Source organism: Aminobacterium sp. UBA4834 (genome assembly GCF_002400205.1).
GTDB lineage: Bacteria > Synergistota > Synergistia > Synergistales > Aminobacteriaceae > Aminobacterium > Aminobacterium mobile.
This window is the reverse complement of the sequence record NZ_DHFC01000019.1, coordinates 48,869-66,626: the sequence shown is the minus strand read 5'-3', so window position 1 is coordinate 66,626 and position 17,758 is coordinate 48,869. Positions and strand designations below refer to the sequence as shown.

16 protein-coding genes and 1 other RNA gene (1 of these 17 only partly in view) are annotated in these 17,758 nt (G+C 43.2%); all 17 read right to left on the bottom strand.

Annotated features, from left to right (window positions below):
- Positions 1–7: 7 nt before the first annotated feature.
- Complete coding sequence (locus B3L97_RS09485) at positions 8–670, bottom strand: SPOR domain-containing protein (RefSeq protein ID WP_286934978.1); 663 nt, start codon at positions 668–670, stop codon at positions 8–10.
- A 124-nt stretch (positions 671–794) separates the two neighbouring features.
- A complete protein-coding gene (ftsZ, locus tag B3L97_RS09480; RefSeq protein ID WP_286846573.1) occupies positions 795–1,943 on the bottom strand; it encodes a cell division protein FtsZ in 1,149 nt (382 codons plus the stop codon).
- 22 nt (positions 1,944–1,965) lie between these two features.
- Complete coding sequence (gene ftsA / locus B3L97_RS09475) at positions 1,966–3,279, bottom strand: cell division protein FtsA (protein WP_024822352.1); 1,314 nt, start codon at positions 3,277–3,279, stop codon at positions 1,966–1,968.
- Positions 3,280–3,309: 30 nt separating this feature from the next.
- The gene (locus B3L97_RS09470) at positions 3,310–3,981 is read right to left on the bottom strand and encodes a hypothetical protein (protein ID WP_286846575.1); all 672 of its coding nucleotides are present in this window, start codon (positions 3,979–3,981) and stop codon (positions 3,310–3,312) included.
- A gap of 118 nt (positions 3,982–4,099) precedes the next feature.
- On the bottom strand, positions 4,100–5,017 hold the full coding sequence (murB, locus tag B3L97_RS09465) for a UDP-N-acetylmuramate dehydrogenase (RefSeq protein ID WP_286846577.1): 918 nt from the start codon (positions 5,015–5,017) through the stop codon (positions 4,100–4,102).
- Between the two features lie 3 nt (positions 5,018–5,020).
- Positions 5,021–6,448, bottom strand: a complete 1,428-nt coding sequence (gene murC, locus B3L97_RS09460) for a UDP-N-acetylmuramate--L-alanine ligase (protein WP_286934976.1) — start codon at positions 6,446–6,448, stop codon at positions 5,021–5,023.
- Entirely contained in the window at positions 6,449–7,531 is a 1,083-nt protein-coding gene (locus tag B3L97_RS09455) for a UDP-N-acetylglucosamine--N-acetylmuramyl-(pentapeptide) pyrophosphoryl-undecaprenol N-acetylglucosamine transferase (RefSeq protein WP_286934975.1), read from the bottom strand.
- A complete protein-coding gene (locus tag B3L97_RS09450; protein WP_286934973.1) occupies positions 7,528–8,670 on the bottom strand; it encodes an FtsW/RodA/SpoVE family cell cycle protein in 1,143 nt (380 codons plus the stop codon). The genes B3L97_RS09455 and B3L97_RS09450 overlap by 4 nt, the downstream gene beginning before the upstream one ends.
- Entirely contained in the window at positions 8,667–10,043 is a 1,377-nt protein-coding gene (gene murD / locus B3L97_RS09445; RefSeq protein ID WP_286934970.1) for a UDP-N-acetylmuramoyl-L-alanine--D-glutamate ligase, read from the bottom strand. The genes B3L97_RS09450 and murD overlap by 4 nt, the downstream gene beginning before the upstream one ends.
- Positions 10,044–10,078: 35 nt before the next feature.
- Positions 10,079–11,032: a phospho-N-acetylmuramoyl-pentapeptide-transferase gene (gene mraY / locus B3L97_RS09440; RefSeq protein WP_286846588.1), complete on the bottom strand. Its 954-nt coding sequence runs from the start codon at positions 11,030–11,032 to the stop codon at positions 10,079–10,081.
- Positions 11,025–12,434 carry a UDP-N-acetylmuramoyl-tripeptide--D-alanyl-D-alanine ligase gene (locus B3L97_RS09435; RefSeq protein ID WP_286934968.1) on the bottom strand — a complete coding sequence of 470 codons (1,410 nt, stop codon included), beginning with the start codon at positions 12,432–12,434 and terminating at the stop codon, positions 11,025–11,027. Before B3L97_RS09435 ends, mraY begins: the two co-directional genes overlap by 8 nt.
- 1 nt (position 12,435) lies before the next feature.
- The gene (locus B3L97_RS09430) at positions 12,436–13,932 is read right to left on the bottom strand and encodes a UDP-N-acetylmuramoyl-L-alanyl-D-glutamate--2,6-diaminopimelate ligase (RefSeq protein ID WP_286934966.1); all 1,497 of its coding nucleotides are present in this window, start codon (positions 13,930–13,932) and stop codon (positions 12,436–12,438) included.
- A gap of 27 nt (positions 13,933–13,959) precedes the next feature.
- A complete protein-coding gene (locus B3L97_RS09425) occupies positions 13,960–15,621 on the bottom strand; it encodes a peptidoglycan D,D-transpeptidase FtsI family protein (RefSeq protein ID WP_286934964.1) in 1,662 nt (553 codons plus the stop codon).
- 40 nt (positions 15,622–15,661) lie between these two features.
- A complete protein-coding gene (locus B3L97_RS09420) occupies positions 15,662–16,072 on the bottom strand; it encodes a hypothetical protein (protein WP_286934963.1) in 411 nt (136 codons plus the stop codon).
- A 16-nt stretch (positions 16,073–16,088) separates the two neighbouring features.
- Positions 16,089–17,009, bottom strand: coding sequence for a 16S rRNA (cytosine(1402)-N(4))-methyltransferase RsmH (gene rsmH / locus B3L97_RS09415; protein WP_286934962.1), 921 nt, complete (start codon positions 17,007–17,009; stop codon positions 16,089–16,091).
- Complete coding sequence (mraZ, locus tag B3L97_RS09410; protein WP_024822365.1) at positions 17,009–17,434, bottom strand: division/cell wall cluster transcriptional repressor MraZ; 426 nt, start codon at positions 17,432–17,434, stop codon at positions 17,009–17,011. The genes rsmH and mraZ overlap by 1 nt, the downstream gene beginning before the upstream one ends.
- 146 nt (positions 17,435–17,580) lie before the next feature.
- Positions 17,581–17,758, bottom strand: an RNA gene (rnpB, locus tag B3L97_RS09405) — RNase P RNA component class A; it runs 251 nt beyond the window's last position.

The following is a 17,758-nucleotide window of genomic DNA, read 5'->3' as shown; positions in this document are numbered from 1 at the left end:
TTGCCAACTAACGAAGACGAACGATGAGAACCGGATAGCCCGCTTGTTTTAGACGAGAAGCCTGGGTTTCCGCTTCATCTCTATTATTATTACCAGTAACCGTCACACGATAATATGTGGCATTTTTTACCACAGCTTTCGATACAAAAGCCGTATACCCCTGCTTCGTAACTTTTTGTTTTACCCCTTCCGCTGCCTCAGCATTTTTAAAAGAACCAATCTGGACACCCCATTGGCCTTCTTGAGCTAAAACTGGCTTAATATCTTTTGTGCTGGGAACAGCGACAGACTGAGAAGACCCAGAAACAGGAGCTGCTACCCCTGTAGAAGGAGCTGTTTGAGTTGGGGCCTCCTGCGAAACGACGGGACCCGCCGTAGTTATTTTACCGCCGCTCCCTTGCTGAGAAGGTTCTGGTAATGGCTGAGCGGAAATAGCTGTGTTTGAAGATTCAGCCACTGGAGAAGGAGTAGAAGACGTAGGCGTAGTGTTCGTGGTCTCCTGAGCTATTACCGGTTTATGTGCCTCTCTGACAGGGCCAGAGAGAAAAAAGAACTTAATTCCCACAATTAAAAGACCTACAGCTATGAGACCGATAATAGGTAGCATCAAATCGCCAAAAGGTAACATCGGTTTCTTATCTCTTTGTCTTCGATTCTCACGAGCTGACATAGAAAGACCTCCTATCCTAGCTTTTTCATGAAGTTAAAAAGGGCAGGAATCAATCATAAGGGATCCCCGCCCGTTACGTTTCAACTCAAAACATGTTCTCTAGACATTCGAGCATCTTTTATAATTATTTTGATGAACGTTGGGACCTCCGAACAATCGACGGAATATCGTAAGGAGTTTTAGGGACACCACTCATGGTAAAAAGATCTTCTTCTGGTGCAGAAACCACCTCAGCTTCTTCCAAAACAACATTGGCTGAACGGCTGCTCGTTCTCACACTTTTAGAAGGTGCTCCTTTTCTCTCTTTTTCCTCAGAGAAACCAGTAGCTATAACGGTGATTCTCATCTTGTCTTCCATAGAATCATCGATAGTATGTCCCCAAATTACTGTGGCATCCTCATCAGCTTTGCCTTTAATAACCTCCGCTGCCTGTTGAATTTCGTGAATACCAATATCACTGCCGCCAGTAATGTTGAAAAGAATACCTTTAGCTCCATCCATAGGAGTTGCCATTAGAGGGCTATTAATAGCAGCTTTTGCTGCCATCTCCGCCCGACTATCCCCATGTCCTTCTCCTATACCCATAATCGCTGAACCTGCATTTTTCATAACAGTTCTCACATCAGCGAAATCAACGTTAATAAGACTCGGGCGAAGGATAAGATCTGTAACCCCCTGTACCGCTTGACGCAAAACTTCATCTGCAAGCTGAAAAGCCTCTGTTAAACCTGTTTTTTTATCGGCAATTTCCAACAAACGGTCATTTTCCACCACAAGAAGCGCATCGACCTTTTCTTTCAAGGTTACAATCCCTTGAGCCGCCTGATTTTTCCTTCGTTTCCCTTCAAAGGAAAAGGGATTTGTAACCACAGCAACTACGAGAGCGCCGGACTCCTTCGCAACCTCTGCTATAACAGGAGTTGCTCCTGTCCCTGTCCCCCCGCCCATTCCGGCAGTGAGAAAAACCATGTCGGCTCCAGTAACGAGCTGCCGAATCTCCTCGATAGACTCCTTTGCAGAGTTCGCCCCTACTTCGGGATCTGCCCCCGCACCTAAGCCGCGAGTCAGCTCTTTTCCTAAAATAATCCGTGCTTTTGTTTCAGAAAGCCCTAAAGAAGCCATATCAGTATTAGCAGCAATAAATTCCACTCCATTTATGCCACTTCGTATGATATGGTTTAAAGCATTCCCGCCACCACCGCCAACACCTATGACTTTAATGTTTTCCCGATGAGGCCTCGTCGCATCGTCTATCTGAAAAACATGCTCCATACCTCTTCCACCCCACAATACATCAGAAAAGTTCTTTCATCGATTTCTTCACCATCTCGAGGAAATGGCGAAAGCCTTCTCCGTTCACGCTTTTCGGATTCTTATGATGTCCTCCTCTTTTTGCCGCTATAAAAGCGGGTACGCCTCCTGATCGAAGAACCTCGATTGGTGCTTCGATATACCGATAGGGGTTACGTTCTTTATTCATAATATATCTAATAATTCCAGAAGCCGTGGTATACTCACAATCATTACGCCCAGGAGGCATTTGAAAACTATCAAGAGGTTTCCCAACACGCACTGGTAAATTTAAAGTTTCTGAAATAAAAGGTTCAACACCTTCTGATCTCGCTACCCCGCCAGAAAGGACTATACCCGCTGGGAACATATGAATATTCATGTCAGCAATGCTTTTGCCCACATAATCGACAAGTAACTCTTCTAGGCGGCAGGAAATCACATCCACCACATCTTCTGCATTTAAAGTTTTCGTTCGGCCTCGCGCTTCAACTTCCAAAGCCTCTTTATTTTCCTCTGGGAAAAGAGAAACTTGTTGTTTAATCTCTTCTGCTTTGCTAATAGGAATCTTCAGCACATAAGCAAGATCATTGGTAATATGGTCTCCACCAATAGGAATTACAGATAAACGAACAGGACGACCATCAGCAAACATCGCAACTCCCGTTGTTCCTCCACCTATACATATGGAAACCGCTCCTGTCCTCATCTCTTCGTCAGTTAAAGATCCAAGAGCACTGGCAAGAGATTTAATGACAAGGCCATTGACAGTAATACCGGCGCTTTCTACACAGTTAATAATGTTTTGTATAACTGATGTAGGAGCGATCACAGACTGTAATTCAATCTCAAGACGTATGCCCGTCATGCCTAAAGGATCATCGATACCACTGTTGCCGTCAAGAGAGTACTTTACAGGAATTGTATGGAGAGTAACTCGATTCGAAGGGACAGCCAGCTCACTTTGAGCGGCTTCTATAACCCGTTCTATATCCTGGATGCCTACTTGTCGAGGGACGCGCCCAAGGGAAACCATACCCCGAGATGTTACGCTAGCTGCATCAATACCGCTGAAAGCAACTGTCGCTTCTCCTATTTCAAATCCTACCATTTTCTCGGCGTCTTGAACTGCCATTCGTACAGATTGAATAGCCTGCTCCAGATTGACAATCAGTCCTTTGCGAATTCCCTGAGAGGGTGCTAGTCCTATGCCGATAATTTGGGCATCCTGGAAACGGGAATCCCTTTCCGCTACGACAACTGCTATTTTACTCGTACCTAGATCCAGCCCCACTATTATTTCTGGCTCTCTGTACACTTCATTCCCGCTCCCTTCGTACTATCTACTTCATATTGCTGCTTTTACAACGATTTTCTCTTCATAGGTCGCATCTATTTCTATGTGATTATATTCTGCTGGAGAATCCTTCAATATTTGAGGCAACGCTTGAGCTATGCTAAACCAACGTTCAACTCTCTCGTCTAAGAGTACGGTAAAATATTTCTCTTTCCATTTTACTTGAATTATAAAACTATAACTACCTGCCCTTCTTCCTAGAACAACCTTAGAAACGGTACCTCCCCAATTAATTTTTTCGATTTCTTGAACCCATTTTCTCAAAGACTCTAGAGGGAGGACACTTCGATAGACAACTTTATTGGTTTCTCCAAATCCCTCTGCTGGAGTAGGAAACGTTTCTTTCAAATACCAAACAGGAACGTCTGGTTTCTGCTCTCCGCATACAAACTTACTGACAGGGCTTTGCCCATCCCAAATTCTACCATCTGGAGCTACATACCACGTAATGTTCCCCCACACCAGAACCAGCCAAACATGGAGTGGTTCTGCCTGCACTTTAATACTTTGAAAGGGATAAACTGCCATAGAAAAAGTTACTGGTATTTCAGATTCTATTTCTTCCGTTAATGTATCTTTCTGCTTCAATGCTACTGGCCAATATCTCAGGCTAGAAGAGTTCAGGTGAGACCAAAATATTTTTTCAGAATATAGATCAGGCATATGGACCTCTATGCTTTGAGGCGAGAGGAGAAAGAAGATAGATTCTATGCTATACAGTATCCCGCATATACATGAAAAGAACAGCAGCCATCGTTTCAATCTCAACTACCTCTATGCGTTACCCCAACTCAAATATCCTCACTTCGAGTTCCAACATATATCCCGTCCGCTCCATCACTATTTTACGGCACTTTTCTATTAGGGCCAATATATCTGCTGCCGTGGCCTGCCCCGCATTTAGTATGAAGTTGGCATGGGCCTCTGAGACTATAGCATCCCCTACTCTAAGCCCTTTGCACCCTGAAATATCGAGTAATCGGCCTGCACTCTCGCCTTCCGGGTTCTTGAAAATGCACCCGGCACTTTTATAATGGTACGGTTGCGAAGAGCGTTTTATCCAATGTTCATTCATTTTAGCTTCCACTAACTCAATACTCTCCGCCCGTAGTTCTATTCCACAAGATGAAACGAACACGTCTTTATCTCTAAGCTCTGAAGTTCGGTATCCCCATTCCAAATCCTCTTTCTTCCATCGACAAACGTGCCCTTCCCCGTCAACAGTCTCAACCCATAAAATAGCCTGAGAAACAGTCTCTCCCTTTACTCCTGCATTTCCTACTACAGCGCCTCCTACTGTCCCAGGAATACCTATGGCAAATTCCAACCCACTAAAACCGTAACGATGACTCCAAGCTACGAGATGTGAAAGAGGAAGACCTGCCCCTACTTCTATGTAAGCCTTATCACTTTGACGTTCTACTGAAAAAGAAGACATATATCGAGTGCAAAGCACTACTCCATGCAACGTTTTATCGGAAATAATAACATTGCTTCCTCCTCCTAATATATAAAGAGGGAAAGCCTCTTGGGCCTTTATATGGTACAGATAAGCTAAATCCTCAGCCGTAGCCGGCCACAAACAAATATCCGCCTTTCCACCAACTCCCAAAGTTGTCAAAGGACCAAGAGAAATATCTAATTTAATAGGACCAATAAAATGTTTTTCCAAAATGGCACTGAGATAACTACTTCCCATCCATTACACCACTTGCTTCTTCTCAATTTCTTCCAGAAGCATCTCACCTACAGCGGGAACATCTCCCGCACCAACAGTCACAATCACATCTCCTGGCAAAGACGTGTCCTTAAGGAGAGACACCGCATCGAACATATCGGAACAAAGTCGGTAATTTTTGAACCCTCGACGATCAAGCTCTGTACAAATCAAAGCAGAATTAACTCCCTCTATGGGTTCCTCATCGGCTGGATATACTGGCAAAAGAAATAAGCGCCCGGCTGAAGAAAGCACTTCAGCAAAATCTCGATACATAGCCGCAGTACGAGTGTAACGATGGGGTTGAAAAATAATGTTCAACCTTCTGCCAGGGAACATTTGCCCTAACGTATTCAGAGTAGCAGCGACCTCTCGAGGATGATGTCCATAATCGTCATATATATCCACGCCATTAATAGCTCCTATATATTGCATACGGCGTTTAGCTCCGCGGAAAGATCTTAAGGTTTTTTTAATAATAGTGAATGGCACTTCAAGATGATCTGCTACAACACAAGCAGCGAGAGCATTCATAACATTATGATCTCCTGAAACAGAAAGCTCTATCTGATCCACGTATTCCCCTTTTTTAGAAATGGAGAAAGATACTCCCCCCCCGGGCACATGCTCCACATCATAGGCACCCCAGTCCCAGGCATTACCCCAACCATAGGTTATAATATCGTTTTTGTCGTTCTTTCCCTGATTTCGTTCCATAACTTTCATTAAGCCCACATCTTCAGCACAAAGAACTACAACTCCATTTTCTTTGGGATTAACAAGAAAACGATTAAAAGCATCTATAACACTATCGAACGTCGGATAATGATTAACATGATCCCAGTCCGCATTGGTAAGCACAGCTATATTAGGATGAAACCCCTCAAAAGAACCGTCGCTCTCATCAAGCTCAGCCACCATATATGGCCCTTTCCCCAACTTTGCATTGACACCTATATCACAAAGTTCTCCACCAATAGCCAATGTAGGGCTCAATCCAGATTGCTCCAGAATTAAAGCTATCATAGACGAGGTAGTAGTTTTACCATGAGTTCCAGCTATGCCAATACCAAAACGAGCATCAAATATCCAGCTGAGAACTTCTCCCCTTTTTGCTATTCGAATCCCTCGGCGTCGAGCCTCACAAAGCTCTTCATTATCGTCAGGGATAGCACTACTATAGATCAACAAATCCGGTTTCAGCTCATCAAGATGCTCTTTCCCATGTTGGAGCATGAAACTGATATCATCTCGTACTATTTTATCCACATAGGAGGTCCAGTTAACATCGCACCCACTCACATCATAACCAAGGTCTTTCAGCAAGAGAGCGAGTCCACTCATACCAGCTCCGCCTATCCCCATTAAATGTATTCTCTCAACACCGTCAAGATTTCTTATTTTCAAGTCCAATTACAGACTCTCCCTTCGCACCAACGAGATCAAGGTTTTCCAGATCAATTCGCAACTCTGGTTCTGCCATGGAACCAGGGCCTCCCCTTTTGCGCTCTCGTCTCTTTCTTGTGATAAACATTGGACAAGATTCTGTTTCAAAACCTGCGCAGGAGAAGACTCATCCCATACATAGTTTCCTGTTAGCTTCTTGAAGAGCCGCGCATTAGATAACTGGTGCCCATCAGCAGCTCCTCTCCAAGGAACAATAAGAGAAGGGATTGCACAAGTTAATAATTCCGCTAGGGTAGATGCCCCTGCTCTCGCGATAACTATATCAACAACCGAATAGATTATAGACATATCCCACTGTCTTTCAACGGCTATCATGTTATTTGAATTGGGGCAAATCCCTTTGCCTCCCACAATAAGAAAAGATACGTGACGAAACTCTGATTTTACGCTCAATTCACATATAACTTGAAAAAGAGGCGAACTCGTGAGCGAACCGCTAAGAACCCCAACGATAGGGCCTTCGGGGATATCGATCCCCACATCTAGTTTACTCCAAGCTTCTCTACGGTCAACCTTCTGAAAGTTTCTAATTGGAATACCTGCATAATAAAAACTATCCGCTTGAAAAGGTTCGCATTCCTGCCAGCCAGAAAAAATAGGAAGATGAAGTTTATGGGCAATTCGAGTAACCTTTCCAGCAATAGTATTTTGTTCATGAACCGCCACTGGAACTCGGCAAAGAAGAGCTGCTATCAATGGTGCAAAGGAGACATATCCCCCGAAAAGGAGGCAAAAATCCGGTCGCATTTTTTTCATTAAAGCCATAGACTCCCCTATCGCCTTACATATCCCCAAGGAGCGACGGGATATCGTTTTTATTTTCTTTATACCAAAAGGAGATCCTTCTATCGGAAGAACTATTGGTTCTACCCCAGATTGTCTATACATCTCTAATTCAAGAGGTCTTGAACCACATGCATACACAACGTGTATATCTTCCGCTTTTTCCCTTTGAAGCCATTGCCCTAATGCTAACGCAGGGAAAATATGTCCACCAGTTCCTCCTGCCACTAAAAGTACTTTTTTCATGATGGCGTACCCACAATTTCTTTAGTAATTCTTACAATAAGACCAACGCGTATCCACATCATAAGGAGTGAACTCCCCCCATAACTCATAAAAGGCAAAGGCATTCCTGTTAGAGGAAGCAATTTAGTAACTCCTCCTACATTGATGAAAAAAGGCAATAGAACAGAAATAACAAGTCCCCACAGCAGAGTTCTCAGAAAAGGAGAGGGGGCTTGCTTGTATACTTTAAAACAGCGCCATGCCCACATAGTAAAAAGAATAACGACAAGACCGGTGCCAATAAAACCAAATTCTTCCCCTATAGCCGCAAAAATATAATCTGTGTGGGCTGCTGGAAGATAGTTCATTTTCTGGAGCCCCTTCCCTATTCCTACCCCTAAAAGGCCCCCATTAGCAAAAGCTACAAGCCCCTGTATAACCTGGAAACCGCTATCCAATGGCTCTTTCCAAGGATCTAAAAAAGCAACATATCTCCTTAAACGGTAACTTTCTCTGATAATAAGTGGGAATAACAAGGCTAGTCCTGCAGAACCTATTACAAGAGGATAGCCCCATCCGCGGTTTTCTACATGAATCCCCATGCAGATAATCGAAAGCAGAAGCATTCCGCCTATGTCCGGTTGAAGCAAAAGAGGGATGATGGAAATAAATATTACCGCTAAGGTGATGCCCAAAAACATCTTCAAAGGTGCCTCTTCCGATCTCGACAGACATTTAGAAAGATGAATTACAACTGCAAAAATAAGAAGTTCTATAGGTTGAAATTGAAGAGAGCCAATGTCTATCCACCGCCGCGCTCCACCAGCTTCAATGCCTATGCCAGGGATTAGCGTACAGAAAGAAAGCAAAAAAGCAGCCATCCAAAGGTAGGCACTTAAACGCTCCCAAAAGGCAATAGGGAATAAATATATCAGAAACATAGCGGTAAGTCCCAAAAAGCTCCACTGCACCTGGCGAAAACCCACTACAAAAGGAGAACCCCATACCTCCATGGAGTGGGGCGAAGTTAAAGAAACAATCATAACAAGACCAAAGCAATTAAGGACTAGCGGGATAATCCAGAGGAAGGGATCTACCCGTTGAATTTTTTCATAAGTGCCATTCAGGCCTCTAGTCTGATCCATTGAGACTTCGCTCACCGCTTACCTCCATATTGTTTTACGAGGTGCTGGAAATGTTCACCCCTTTTCTCATAACTCGAATACATGTCCCAACTGGTACAAGCTGGAGAAAGAAGTACTGTCTCTCCTGGCAAAGCTGCTTTCATAGCCATGCGAACAGCCTCTTCCATATCAGCAACTTCAATGCAATTTGAGAAGCCAATATTTTCAAGGGCCTGGAGAATCTTCGCCTTCTCTTCACCCAGAATAATGGCTACCCTCGCTTCTTTTTTTACGACTTCAGCCAAAGGACCGTAATCCTCGCCCTTCCCCTTGCCTCCAAGAATGACCACCTTTTTCCCCTCTATAGAAGAAAGGGCTGTGGAACTAGCAGCTACATTGGTCCCTTTAGAATCATCAATATAACGAACCCCATCTATATCAGCTACAAAAGTACAGCGATGGGAAAGAGGTTTGAAATCCGCTACAAAGCGAGACGCATCAGAGCATTTCATTCCACTTAAAGTAAGGGCAGCCATTGTCATTGCCACATTTTCCAAATTATGGCGACCAATGAGGGATGTGTCTTCATAACGGAAAAGCAACTCGTCTACCCCATCTGTACAAAGAAAAGCTTTTTTATCTCCCATTCGAATAAAGGCATGCGTTTTTTGTAACTTCTCTTGTTGCCCTTCCCAAAAAAGAGAAGCTACATGGGATCTTTTATGAGCTTCAAGAGCCCTAACATCGCGATTTTGTACTATCGCCCACTGACCAGGTTCCTGCAAATGAATAAGACGGGCTTTTGCTTCTATATATTTTTCGTAGGAACCATGCCAATCTATATGGTCAGGAGCCAGGTTTGTAACAATAGCTATATGGCTATGTAAATTATGAGCCCAAGCAAGCTGAAAACTACTCAGTTCAATAACAATATAATCCCAATTTTCCTCGGCACAACACGAAAGTGCTTTGCCTATGTTTCCAGCTGCTACTGCCTTGTACCCGCACTTCTCCAATACGAATCCTGTCAAAGCAGTTGTAGTACTCTTCCCATTACTCCCTGTGACCCCAATAATTTTCCCTTGAAGATGCGGCACTACAAAATCTAGTTCCCCCATAACAGGAACGCCGGCACCTAAAGCCTTCTGAATAATAGGAACAGATGGAGATATTCCTGAGCTTACAACTAATACATTCGTGTCAAGTGCTCTTTCGCTATGCCCTTCTGTTTCCCAATTTATCCCATTTTCATGGAAGGCCTTTTCAACATGGTCAGGGAGTGATTCTTTATGTTCCGTCACAAAAACTTGCGCACCGAGACGACGGGCTAGGAAAGCTAGACCTTGCCCACTTGTTCCGGCCCCAAGAATCGTTACTTTTTCTCCTTCGTATGATTGGATCGTACCCATAGTGTGTGCCTTCTTTCTCGCTATCATAAGGTAATTCATGCCCACCAAGACATCAAAAAGAAGATACAGACAATCGCCCCTAAACCATGAAGAATCAAAAATCTGGTTACAATCTGATCTTCACTCCACCCTGTAAGTTCAAAATGATGATGAAGAGGGCTCATTTTAAAAACTTTTCTCTTGAATTTATGAATAGCTATCAATTGTATAGAAACAGTCAGGATCTCAACACCAAAAATAAAGCCAAGAGGAATCACTGCCATTAAGAAGCCACTTAACGCACAGAGAGAGATAAGAACCCCTGCCAAAAAATGAGAACCGACATCCCCCATAAATACAGCCGCAGGATGAGAATTATACCAAAGAAAAGCCAGACACATTGCAAGGGTAACAATTCCTCCGCTCCGTACATACGTAGCAGCAGGAAGCCAGACAAGGAATGCCACAAGAGAGAGAATGACCGATCCCGCAGCTAAACCATCAAGCCCATCGGTCACATTAACGGCATTCAACATCCCGATAGCTATGAAGGCAAGAAGGGGAACACCAAGCCATAGAGATAATTCCATATTAGGCCATAAATAAATCCCTTTATACCATCCGACCCAAAAGGCCCACGGTAAGGCAAGAAGTATCTGGGCTACGAGTTTACCTAAGCTGGGGAGACCTTCGCTTGAGTGTTTTTTGTATTTAATCCAATCATCGATAAAACCGATAAGAGCAGCTCCCCAAGGGAGTATCCAGAAAACAAAAGACTCATGCCATGTTCCTGCATTGGATAATGGGAAAAGAAATAAGCACAAAAAAGATACCGCTAAAAACATGAGACCTCCCATAGAAGGAGTTTTGCTCTTCGTTAAAATATGGCTTTGAGGCCCATAATTTTTTTGCACCTGAGACATATCCATTTCGCATGATTTTCGAATCCATAACTTCTCTATTAATAAAGAGAGAAAAAATATAAAAAAGAAGAGGAAGAGTCTATTCATTCTTGTTCCCTCCCACTAGAGACGAGACCACAAGATCCAAACGATGGATATGAGATCCCTTCACGAGGAGAAGATCCCCTTTATGGAGTCTCGATAAAAGTCCTGCTCCTAAGGCTTTCAAATCAGCAATACATGCGACTCTTTTCCGTTCTTCATCAGATAGTTTCAGATACGGGTCTTTCCATTCCTCTCCTATGAGGAATAACACGTCTAAAGCAAGAGCTTTCTTGAGAACCTCCTCATGCAGCCGCGTGTCATCCTCTCCTAATTCCTTCATACTCCCTAGAACAGCTATTTTTCGCCCTGTCGCAGGAAGATCTAAAAGAGTAGTAAGTGAAGCATCCATAGAGGAAGGATTAGCATTGTATGAGTCGTCAATAAGTATAGCTTCGTTTTTCAATACCATAACGACACCCCGGCCAGGCAGAGCACTCATAGTCTCTAAACCATGAATAGCCTCTTCTAGAGAGAAATGCAACTCTGAACATAAGGCCAGAGCAAAGGCAATAGATAACGAAGCATGTGTTCCCCATAACCCCGTGTAAATCTCGTGAGCCCCTCCATCTGGAGTTAAAAGAACAGTTTTCAGACGAGGCAAGCCATCTATTATATGAAAATCAGCTTCTTTTATCCGATAGAGACCGTGGATATACCCCACCCCAACTTTTTCATACTCTCCAGGATATTGAAGAATCTCTTGAGTTAACAATCTGTTATCTTCGTTAAAGAAAATAGTCTTTATATCTGACGATTGGAGGATTTCAAGTTTAGCAGCTATAACTCCCTCCAAAGATTTCAACCCTTCGAGGTGAGCAGAGCTTACCTCCGTTATGATAGCTCTTGTGGGGGGGAAGTACTGAACCATCTCTGCAACTTCTCCAGGTTTATTGGTTCCCATCTCCAAAATTAAGACTTCAGTCCCTGACGACATTCCTAAAATAGTGAGAGAACATCCTATGAGCGTATTAAAACTCCGTTCTGCTCCATACGCAAAAGGGAACCTCTCTAAACATTTTTTAATAATTTCCCTCGTCGTTGTTTTCCCGACACTCCCTGTAATAGCAACAACTTCTTGCGGAGCAACTGCCTTGAGATAGGCAGAAGCCATACGAGCCATGTCGGTCACGGAATCATTTACTTCTATATAGGCCCTACCATCAAAAGATATTCCTTTCGGCACGCGCCCCTTTTCAGCAATAATAAGGGTCGCCCCACGATGTAAAGCATCAATTATATAGTCATGCCCATCTTGGTTAGCTCCTCGAACAGCAACAAAGGCTGAACCAGGATAAACCTCTCGGCTATCAACACAAAAAAAGTCAGGAATTACTATGTCACTACCTGACCAAGTAGCACCTATAGAACCAGCTAAATCTGATATCTTCCATAGTTGCCATTTCATTTTATTGCCACCTCAATCCCTGCTTCATGCCCCATTCTTTAATGGTTTCTGAATCATTATATGGAATTCGTTTATCCTGAAGTAAAATATAATGTTCCGGCCCTTTCCCGCTTATTACCACCATATCTCCGGGATGAGCCATAGAGAGGGCTGTTCCGACAGCTTCTTGGCGATTCAAAATACGATAGTGCTCCAACAATGACGACGTAAAACCTTTTTCTATTTCTTCTGCTATCTGGGCAGGGTCTTCGCTACGTGGGTTATCCATAGTTACTACTACTACATCTGCATTTTCAGATGCCACTTGTCCCAAAAGAGGACGATTCCCGTGATAGCGCTCTCCCCCATGTCCAAAAACAGAGATAAGTCGACCTTTGCAGATTTCCCTCATCGCTGACAAAACGTTCTGAAGAGCATCTGGAGTATGTGCGTAATCTACTACGGCACAAACACCATTTTCAAAAAAATATTTCTCGACTCTGCCAGGAACCTGGGGCATAGTTTCCAAGCCTCTTTTTATAGTGGGCATATTTATTCCTACCCCATAAGCAAGAGCAATAACACCGAGAGCATTATAGACATTAAAGCGCCCTGTAACAGGAATATCTAATTCTAAGGATTCCCCCGCCGGCAAGCGGACGTCCATCTGAAGACCTGAAAGTCCCATTTCCAGCCACGTAGGATAGACATCATGACCAGCACAAGAACATAATCCGTAAGACAAGCAACAATCCTTATATTCATATAAAAGCCTTTTCCCGTACTCATCATCGCCATTAATGGCTCCGCACCAATCATGACTGACGTATTTTTCAAAAATGCTTTTTTTAGCCATGAAGTAATGTTCCATATCTCCATGATAATCTAGATGCTCTGGAGTTAAATTAGTAAAAATCATGCCGCTAAAAAAACAACCGTTAAGTCGCCCTTGGACTGCTCCATGAGAAGATACTTCCATTGTGGCACTTTTACACTCATTCCTTACCATACGGGCAAGATATCGTTGAACATCACAACTTTCCGGAGTTGTACGGCTCGCTTCTTCCTCCACATCTCCATCAGAATAAACAATAGTACCCATAAGACCGCTTTTCTCACCTGAAGCTTGTAAAACACTTCGCATCATATAAGAAGAAGTACTTTTTCCATTTGTTCCGGTTACACCGTACATGGCTAAATGCTCAGACGGACAATCATATACAGTAGCTGCCGCATACCCCATGGCCCATCGAACATCTTTTACAATAATTTGAGGGACATTTATCTCTAAAGGGCGCTTGCATAACAAAGCAATGGCACCTCGCTGGACTGCGTCTGCAGCGAAAAGATGGCCATCATGCCTTTCTCCTTGTATACAACAAAAAAGGGAGCCTGGATTACATTCTCTGCTATTGCTAAAAATACTCGTGATAGGCAAGCTCTCCTTTGAGGGGAAAACAACTTGTTCTATTTCTCCGTTCCCCTCTAATATCTTTATTATATTCTGCAGGTCAGACATTCCTCTCACTGCCTCTCTCTTGCCAATTTAAAAAATGTTTAATTGCGCCATATCTTCTACGACAGATCTAAAAACTGGCCCGGCTACACTTCCACCATAATACTGCCCTTTAGAGGGTTCGCCTACAACTATAAGCATAGCGTACTTAGGGGATTCATAAGGCCAAAAACCTATAAAAGATGCCACCCATCTTTTTTTAGCGTAAACACCTTTTTCCGCAACTTGGGCAGTTCCAGTTTTACCTGCTACAGTAGTTACCGGCGTATCCGCTAACCTGCCTGTTCCGCGCACTACTACATCCCTCATAACTTTTCGTAGCCATGTCGCAATGGAAGGGGTGACAACTGTACGTATAACTTCCTTTTTCCCTTCGTAAACTTTTTTCCCGTGGCTATCTATAACATCTGCCACTATATAGGGACGTAATAATTCTCCACCATTGATTATGGCATTCATAGCGGTTAAAAGCTGAAGAGGAGAAACTCCAATACCTTGCCCTATGGCGATATTAGCTGGGACAACGCCCCTCCACTGGTCTGGTGATGGCAACAACCCTGCCTCCACCCCGTTGAGTTCTATTCCAGGCACTACCCCCAAACCCCAATCTTTTAAACTGTTATACATATCAAAGGGGCGGATCCGAAGTCCTATTTGTGCCATCCCAACATTTGAAGATTTTACCACGATATCTCCTAAAGATAAGGACCCCCAATTACTATTACCTGACTCCGAAATAGATCCATCTGCAACTTTAATTCTGTGAGGTGTAGAGAGGACTTCCGAAGCATACGTTACTTTACGTTCCAATGCTATGGACACTACTACTGGCTTAAAGGTAGAGCCTGGTTCGTATACTCTGCTTACAGCATTATTAAAAACTTTATTTTTATTGAGCAAATCCATTCTATTATTAGGGTCAAAAGAAGGGGCACTAGCTAATCCCAATAGTTCCCCTGTAGAAGGATTCATACAGATAGCAGCTCCCCATCGAGCTTGATTTTTATCTATTGCCTCTTGGAGACGCTGTTCCAAAATATATTGGATACGCATATCCACTGTTAAGCGAATTCTGCCTTTATGTTCTATTTTTTCAAGGTCAGATAACGTTGTAGATACATCTATCGCACGCCCTGTAGCTTCTTTTATAAAAAAACGGATGCCTGGGGGAGAATATAATATCTGATCCCAAACTAGCTCTATTCCTGCAAGTCCGCGATCATCAATATCACAATATCCAATAGCATGTGCTAAAAGAGAGTTTTGTGGATAAAGACGTTTTTTTTCTTGTAGCCGATAGAGTCCGGGTAAATTTAGTGCCATGATGGCGTCAGCTTTTTCTTTACTTATTTTTCGAGCAATCCAATGAAAACGGCCAGCAAGTGGCTTTGATATTTTATCTACAACCTCAGAAGGAAGTAATCCTGACAACGATTTACCATTAGAAGGGTTCCAAAAAGCTGGATCGACAAAAAAACTATATGCTGGCACGGACATAGCTAAAGGATTTTCATGAACATCGACAATAGATCCACGAGTGGTGCTAACAGGGACCTCACTCCAATATTGCCGCTGAGATTGCCGAATAACACGATCATCCGGCATACAATGCACAAAAAATAATCTGCTTAAAACTACAATAAAAGAGATAAATACCCACGGCCAAGGCCCTAACCAGAAATTTCGTTTCATTTTAGTTTCAATCTGCTCCAAAGTATAAAGTCAATTTATCCTAATCTTTTGCTGTGGCTGGAGAAGAGAAGAGTGAAAACAATAAGTTCCATCCATGACTCGAAGTTATAGAAGCGACCTCCATTTCTTCCTTTAAAGCGGGTATTCTCGCTACATGAACTACTCCGGTCTTTACATTAGCAACCATGCCTAGTTTCTTTTGGGAGTAGCCGTAAATAGCCTCTGGAGAAGTTAAAGAAGAAAGCACACGATGCATCTCTGTTTCCTGCATCTCATAACTTTCTATTTGCAAATTAATAGCATGAAGACGAGCCTCAAGTCGGTTAGAGTACAACCTTAATATGCCCAAACCAATAAAAGACACAACCATAGCTAAAATGAAAAAGATAAAATACGGGCTGACTTTTCGTGCCGATTCACAGGGATACTCACATGTTTGGGAATCATACACGGTGTGCACACCTCCCTTAAGAATCCTCTTCCATATCTACTTCTCTCATAAATGCCCGAAACTTAGCGCTTCTAGCCTTATAATTTTCTTCTATTTCCTTTTCTGTAGGAATGAGAGGATGGCGGGTTAAAATAATGCCTTTACCTTCGTTTTTCCAGTCTCTCATGGCGTACTTAACAATGCGGTCTTCTAAAGAATGGTAACTAACAACAATAACAACTCCTTTATCTGCTGTTTTTTCGATAGCAGCCTGCAACCCTTCTTCCAATTCAACAAGTTCATTATTTACAAAAATACGGAGGGCCTGAAATACTTTCCGAGCTGGATGTCCTCCCATTTTCCTTTGAACAGGTGCCGGGAGAGAGGCTCTAATGGCCTCTACAAGTTGCGCAGTAGTTGAGATTTGACCGTTTTCTTTTCTATATTTGACAATACCAGATGCTATCCGTCTCGAATATCGCTCCTCTCCGTATTTCCAAAAAATATCTGCCAAATCTTTTTCTGAAAAAGTATTTACTACGTCAGAAGCACGGAGCCCCTCAACTTCTTTAGAACTTTCCATGCGCATATCTAAAGGGCCATCTTGTTGGAAAGAAAAGCCTCGTTCCGGAAGGCTTAATTGCAGATTAGAAACTCCTAAATCAAAAACGACTCCATCAGGAGTTACTTTTTCTTTCTCTAACACAGAAACAAGTCTACTGAAGGGAGCAAGATAATAGTGAACTCTGTCTCCAAACGCAGCTAAACGGTCACGAGCCATAGAAAGAGCTTGCTCATCTCTATCCACACCAATAAGCAAAACATCCGGAAATTGTGTAAGGATACTTTCTGCATATCCTCCCAACCCCAATGTCGCGTCGACTATCACACGTGGGACCGGTATCTGCTTGAGATGCTCTACTACCTCATTAATCATAACTGGAATATGCTCTACCATTAGAATCCATCTATCCCTTCTGCTATCTCTGGCAGCTCATCAAGAACAGTTTTGCTATACTGTTCCCAAATACCTTTATCCCAAAGCTCTATATGATCGCTTATCCCCACAAAAAAAGCATCAGTCAGAAGTTCTGCATGATCCCTTAAAATCTGGGGGATAAGGATACGTCCGGCACTATCAATAGCCAATTCATGAGCACTAGCAAGCATAATTCGCATAAGCCCTCTGGTTTTGCTCTTTGAAAAAGGCAAACTTTGGAGTTTTTCCAAGACCTTTTGCCATTCCTCCATGGGATAGAGAGAAACACATCGATCTATACCTATAGTGGCAACAACACACTCCCCGAGCTCCTGCCTGAACTTGGCAGGAATAACCGTTCTTCCTTTAGCGTCGACTCGGTGTTCGTAAGTTCCCACTAACATGGGGAAACCTCCCACTTTATGACATTTTCTACCACTTTCTCCCACACTAGCACCTACACATAAAAACAAATAAGCCTGGAGGACTAAAAAATAAATAAAACAATAGTCCTCCAGGCTTATTTTTCATCAAACTATAATAAAGGAGCATTTTATAAGCCGGGTTCTGTGTAAGAGATGACCATTTATCTGGGAAATACCTTGCGGTACTCCTCAAGCGACCGTACCCAGGGGTCAGCGGGCCGCCTCTTTCCCCTCTATTCGGCCTTGCTCCGAGCGGGGTTTGCCTGGCATATCGGTTACCCGACACCCGGTGGGCTCTTACCC

What these genes read in the sequence shown, in the direction of transcription:
- B3L97_RS09485 (WP_286934978.1), bottom strand. Translation starts at nt 670, where the DNA reads ATGTCAGCTCGTGAGAATCGAAGACAAAGAGATAAGAAACCGATGTTA.
- ftsZ (WP_286846573.1), bottom strand. Translation starts at nt 1,943, where the DNA reads ATGGAGCATGTTTTTCAGATAGACGATGCGACGAGGCCTCATCGGGAA.
- B3L97_RS09470 (WP_286846575.1), bottom strand. Translation starts at nt 3,981, where the DNA reads ATGCCTGATCTATATTCTGAAAAAATATTTTGGTCTCACCTGAACTCT.
- murB (WP_286846577.1), bottom strand. Translation starts at nt 5,017, where the DNA reads ATGGGAAGTAGTTATCTCAGTGCCATTTTGGAAAAACATTTTATTGGT.
- B3L97_RS09455 (WP_286934975.1), bottom strand. Translation starts at nt 7,531, where the DNA reads ATGAAAAAAGTACTTTTAGTGGCAGGAGGAACTGGTGGACATATTTTC.
- murD (WP_286934970.1), bottom strand. Translation starts at nt 10,043, where the DNA reads ATGGGTACGATCCAATCATACGAAGGAGAAAAAGTAACGATTCTTGGG.
- mraY (WP_286846588.1), bottom strand. Translation starts at nt 11,032, where the DNA reads ATGAATAGACTCTTCCTCTTCTTTTTTATATTTTTTCTCTCTTTATTA.
- B3L97_RS09435 (WP_286934968.1), bottom strand. Translation starts at nt 12,434, where the DNA reads ATGAAATGGCAACTATGGAAGATATCAGATTTAGCTGGTTCTATAGGT.
- B3L97_RS09430 (WP_286934966.1), bottom strand. Translation starts at nt 13,932, where the DNA reads ATGTCTGACCTGCAGAATATAATAAAGATATTAGAGGGGAACGGAGAA.
- B3L97_RS09425 (WP_286934964.1), bottom strand. Translation starts at nt 15,621, where the DNA reads ATGAAACGAAATTTCTGGTTAGGGCCTTGGCCGTGGGTATTTATCTCT.
- rsmH (WP_286934962.1), bottom strand. Translation starts at nt 17,009, where the DNA reads ATGGTAGAGCATATTCCAGTTATGATTAATGAGGTAGTAGAGCATCTC.
- mraZ (WP_024822365.1), bottom strand. Translation starts at nt 17,434, where the DNA reads ATGTTAGTGGGAACTTACGAACACCGAGTCGACGCTAAAGGAAGAACG.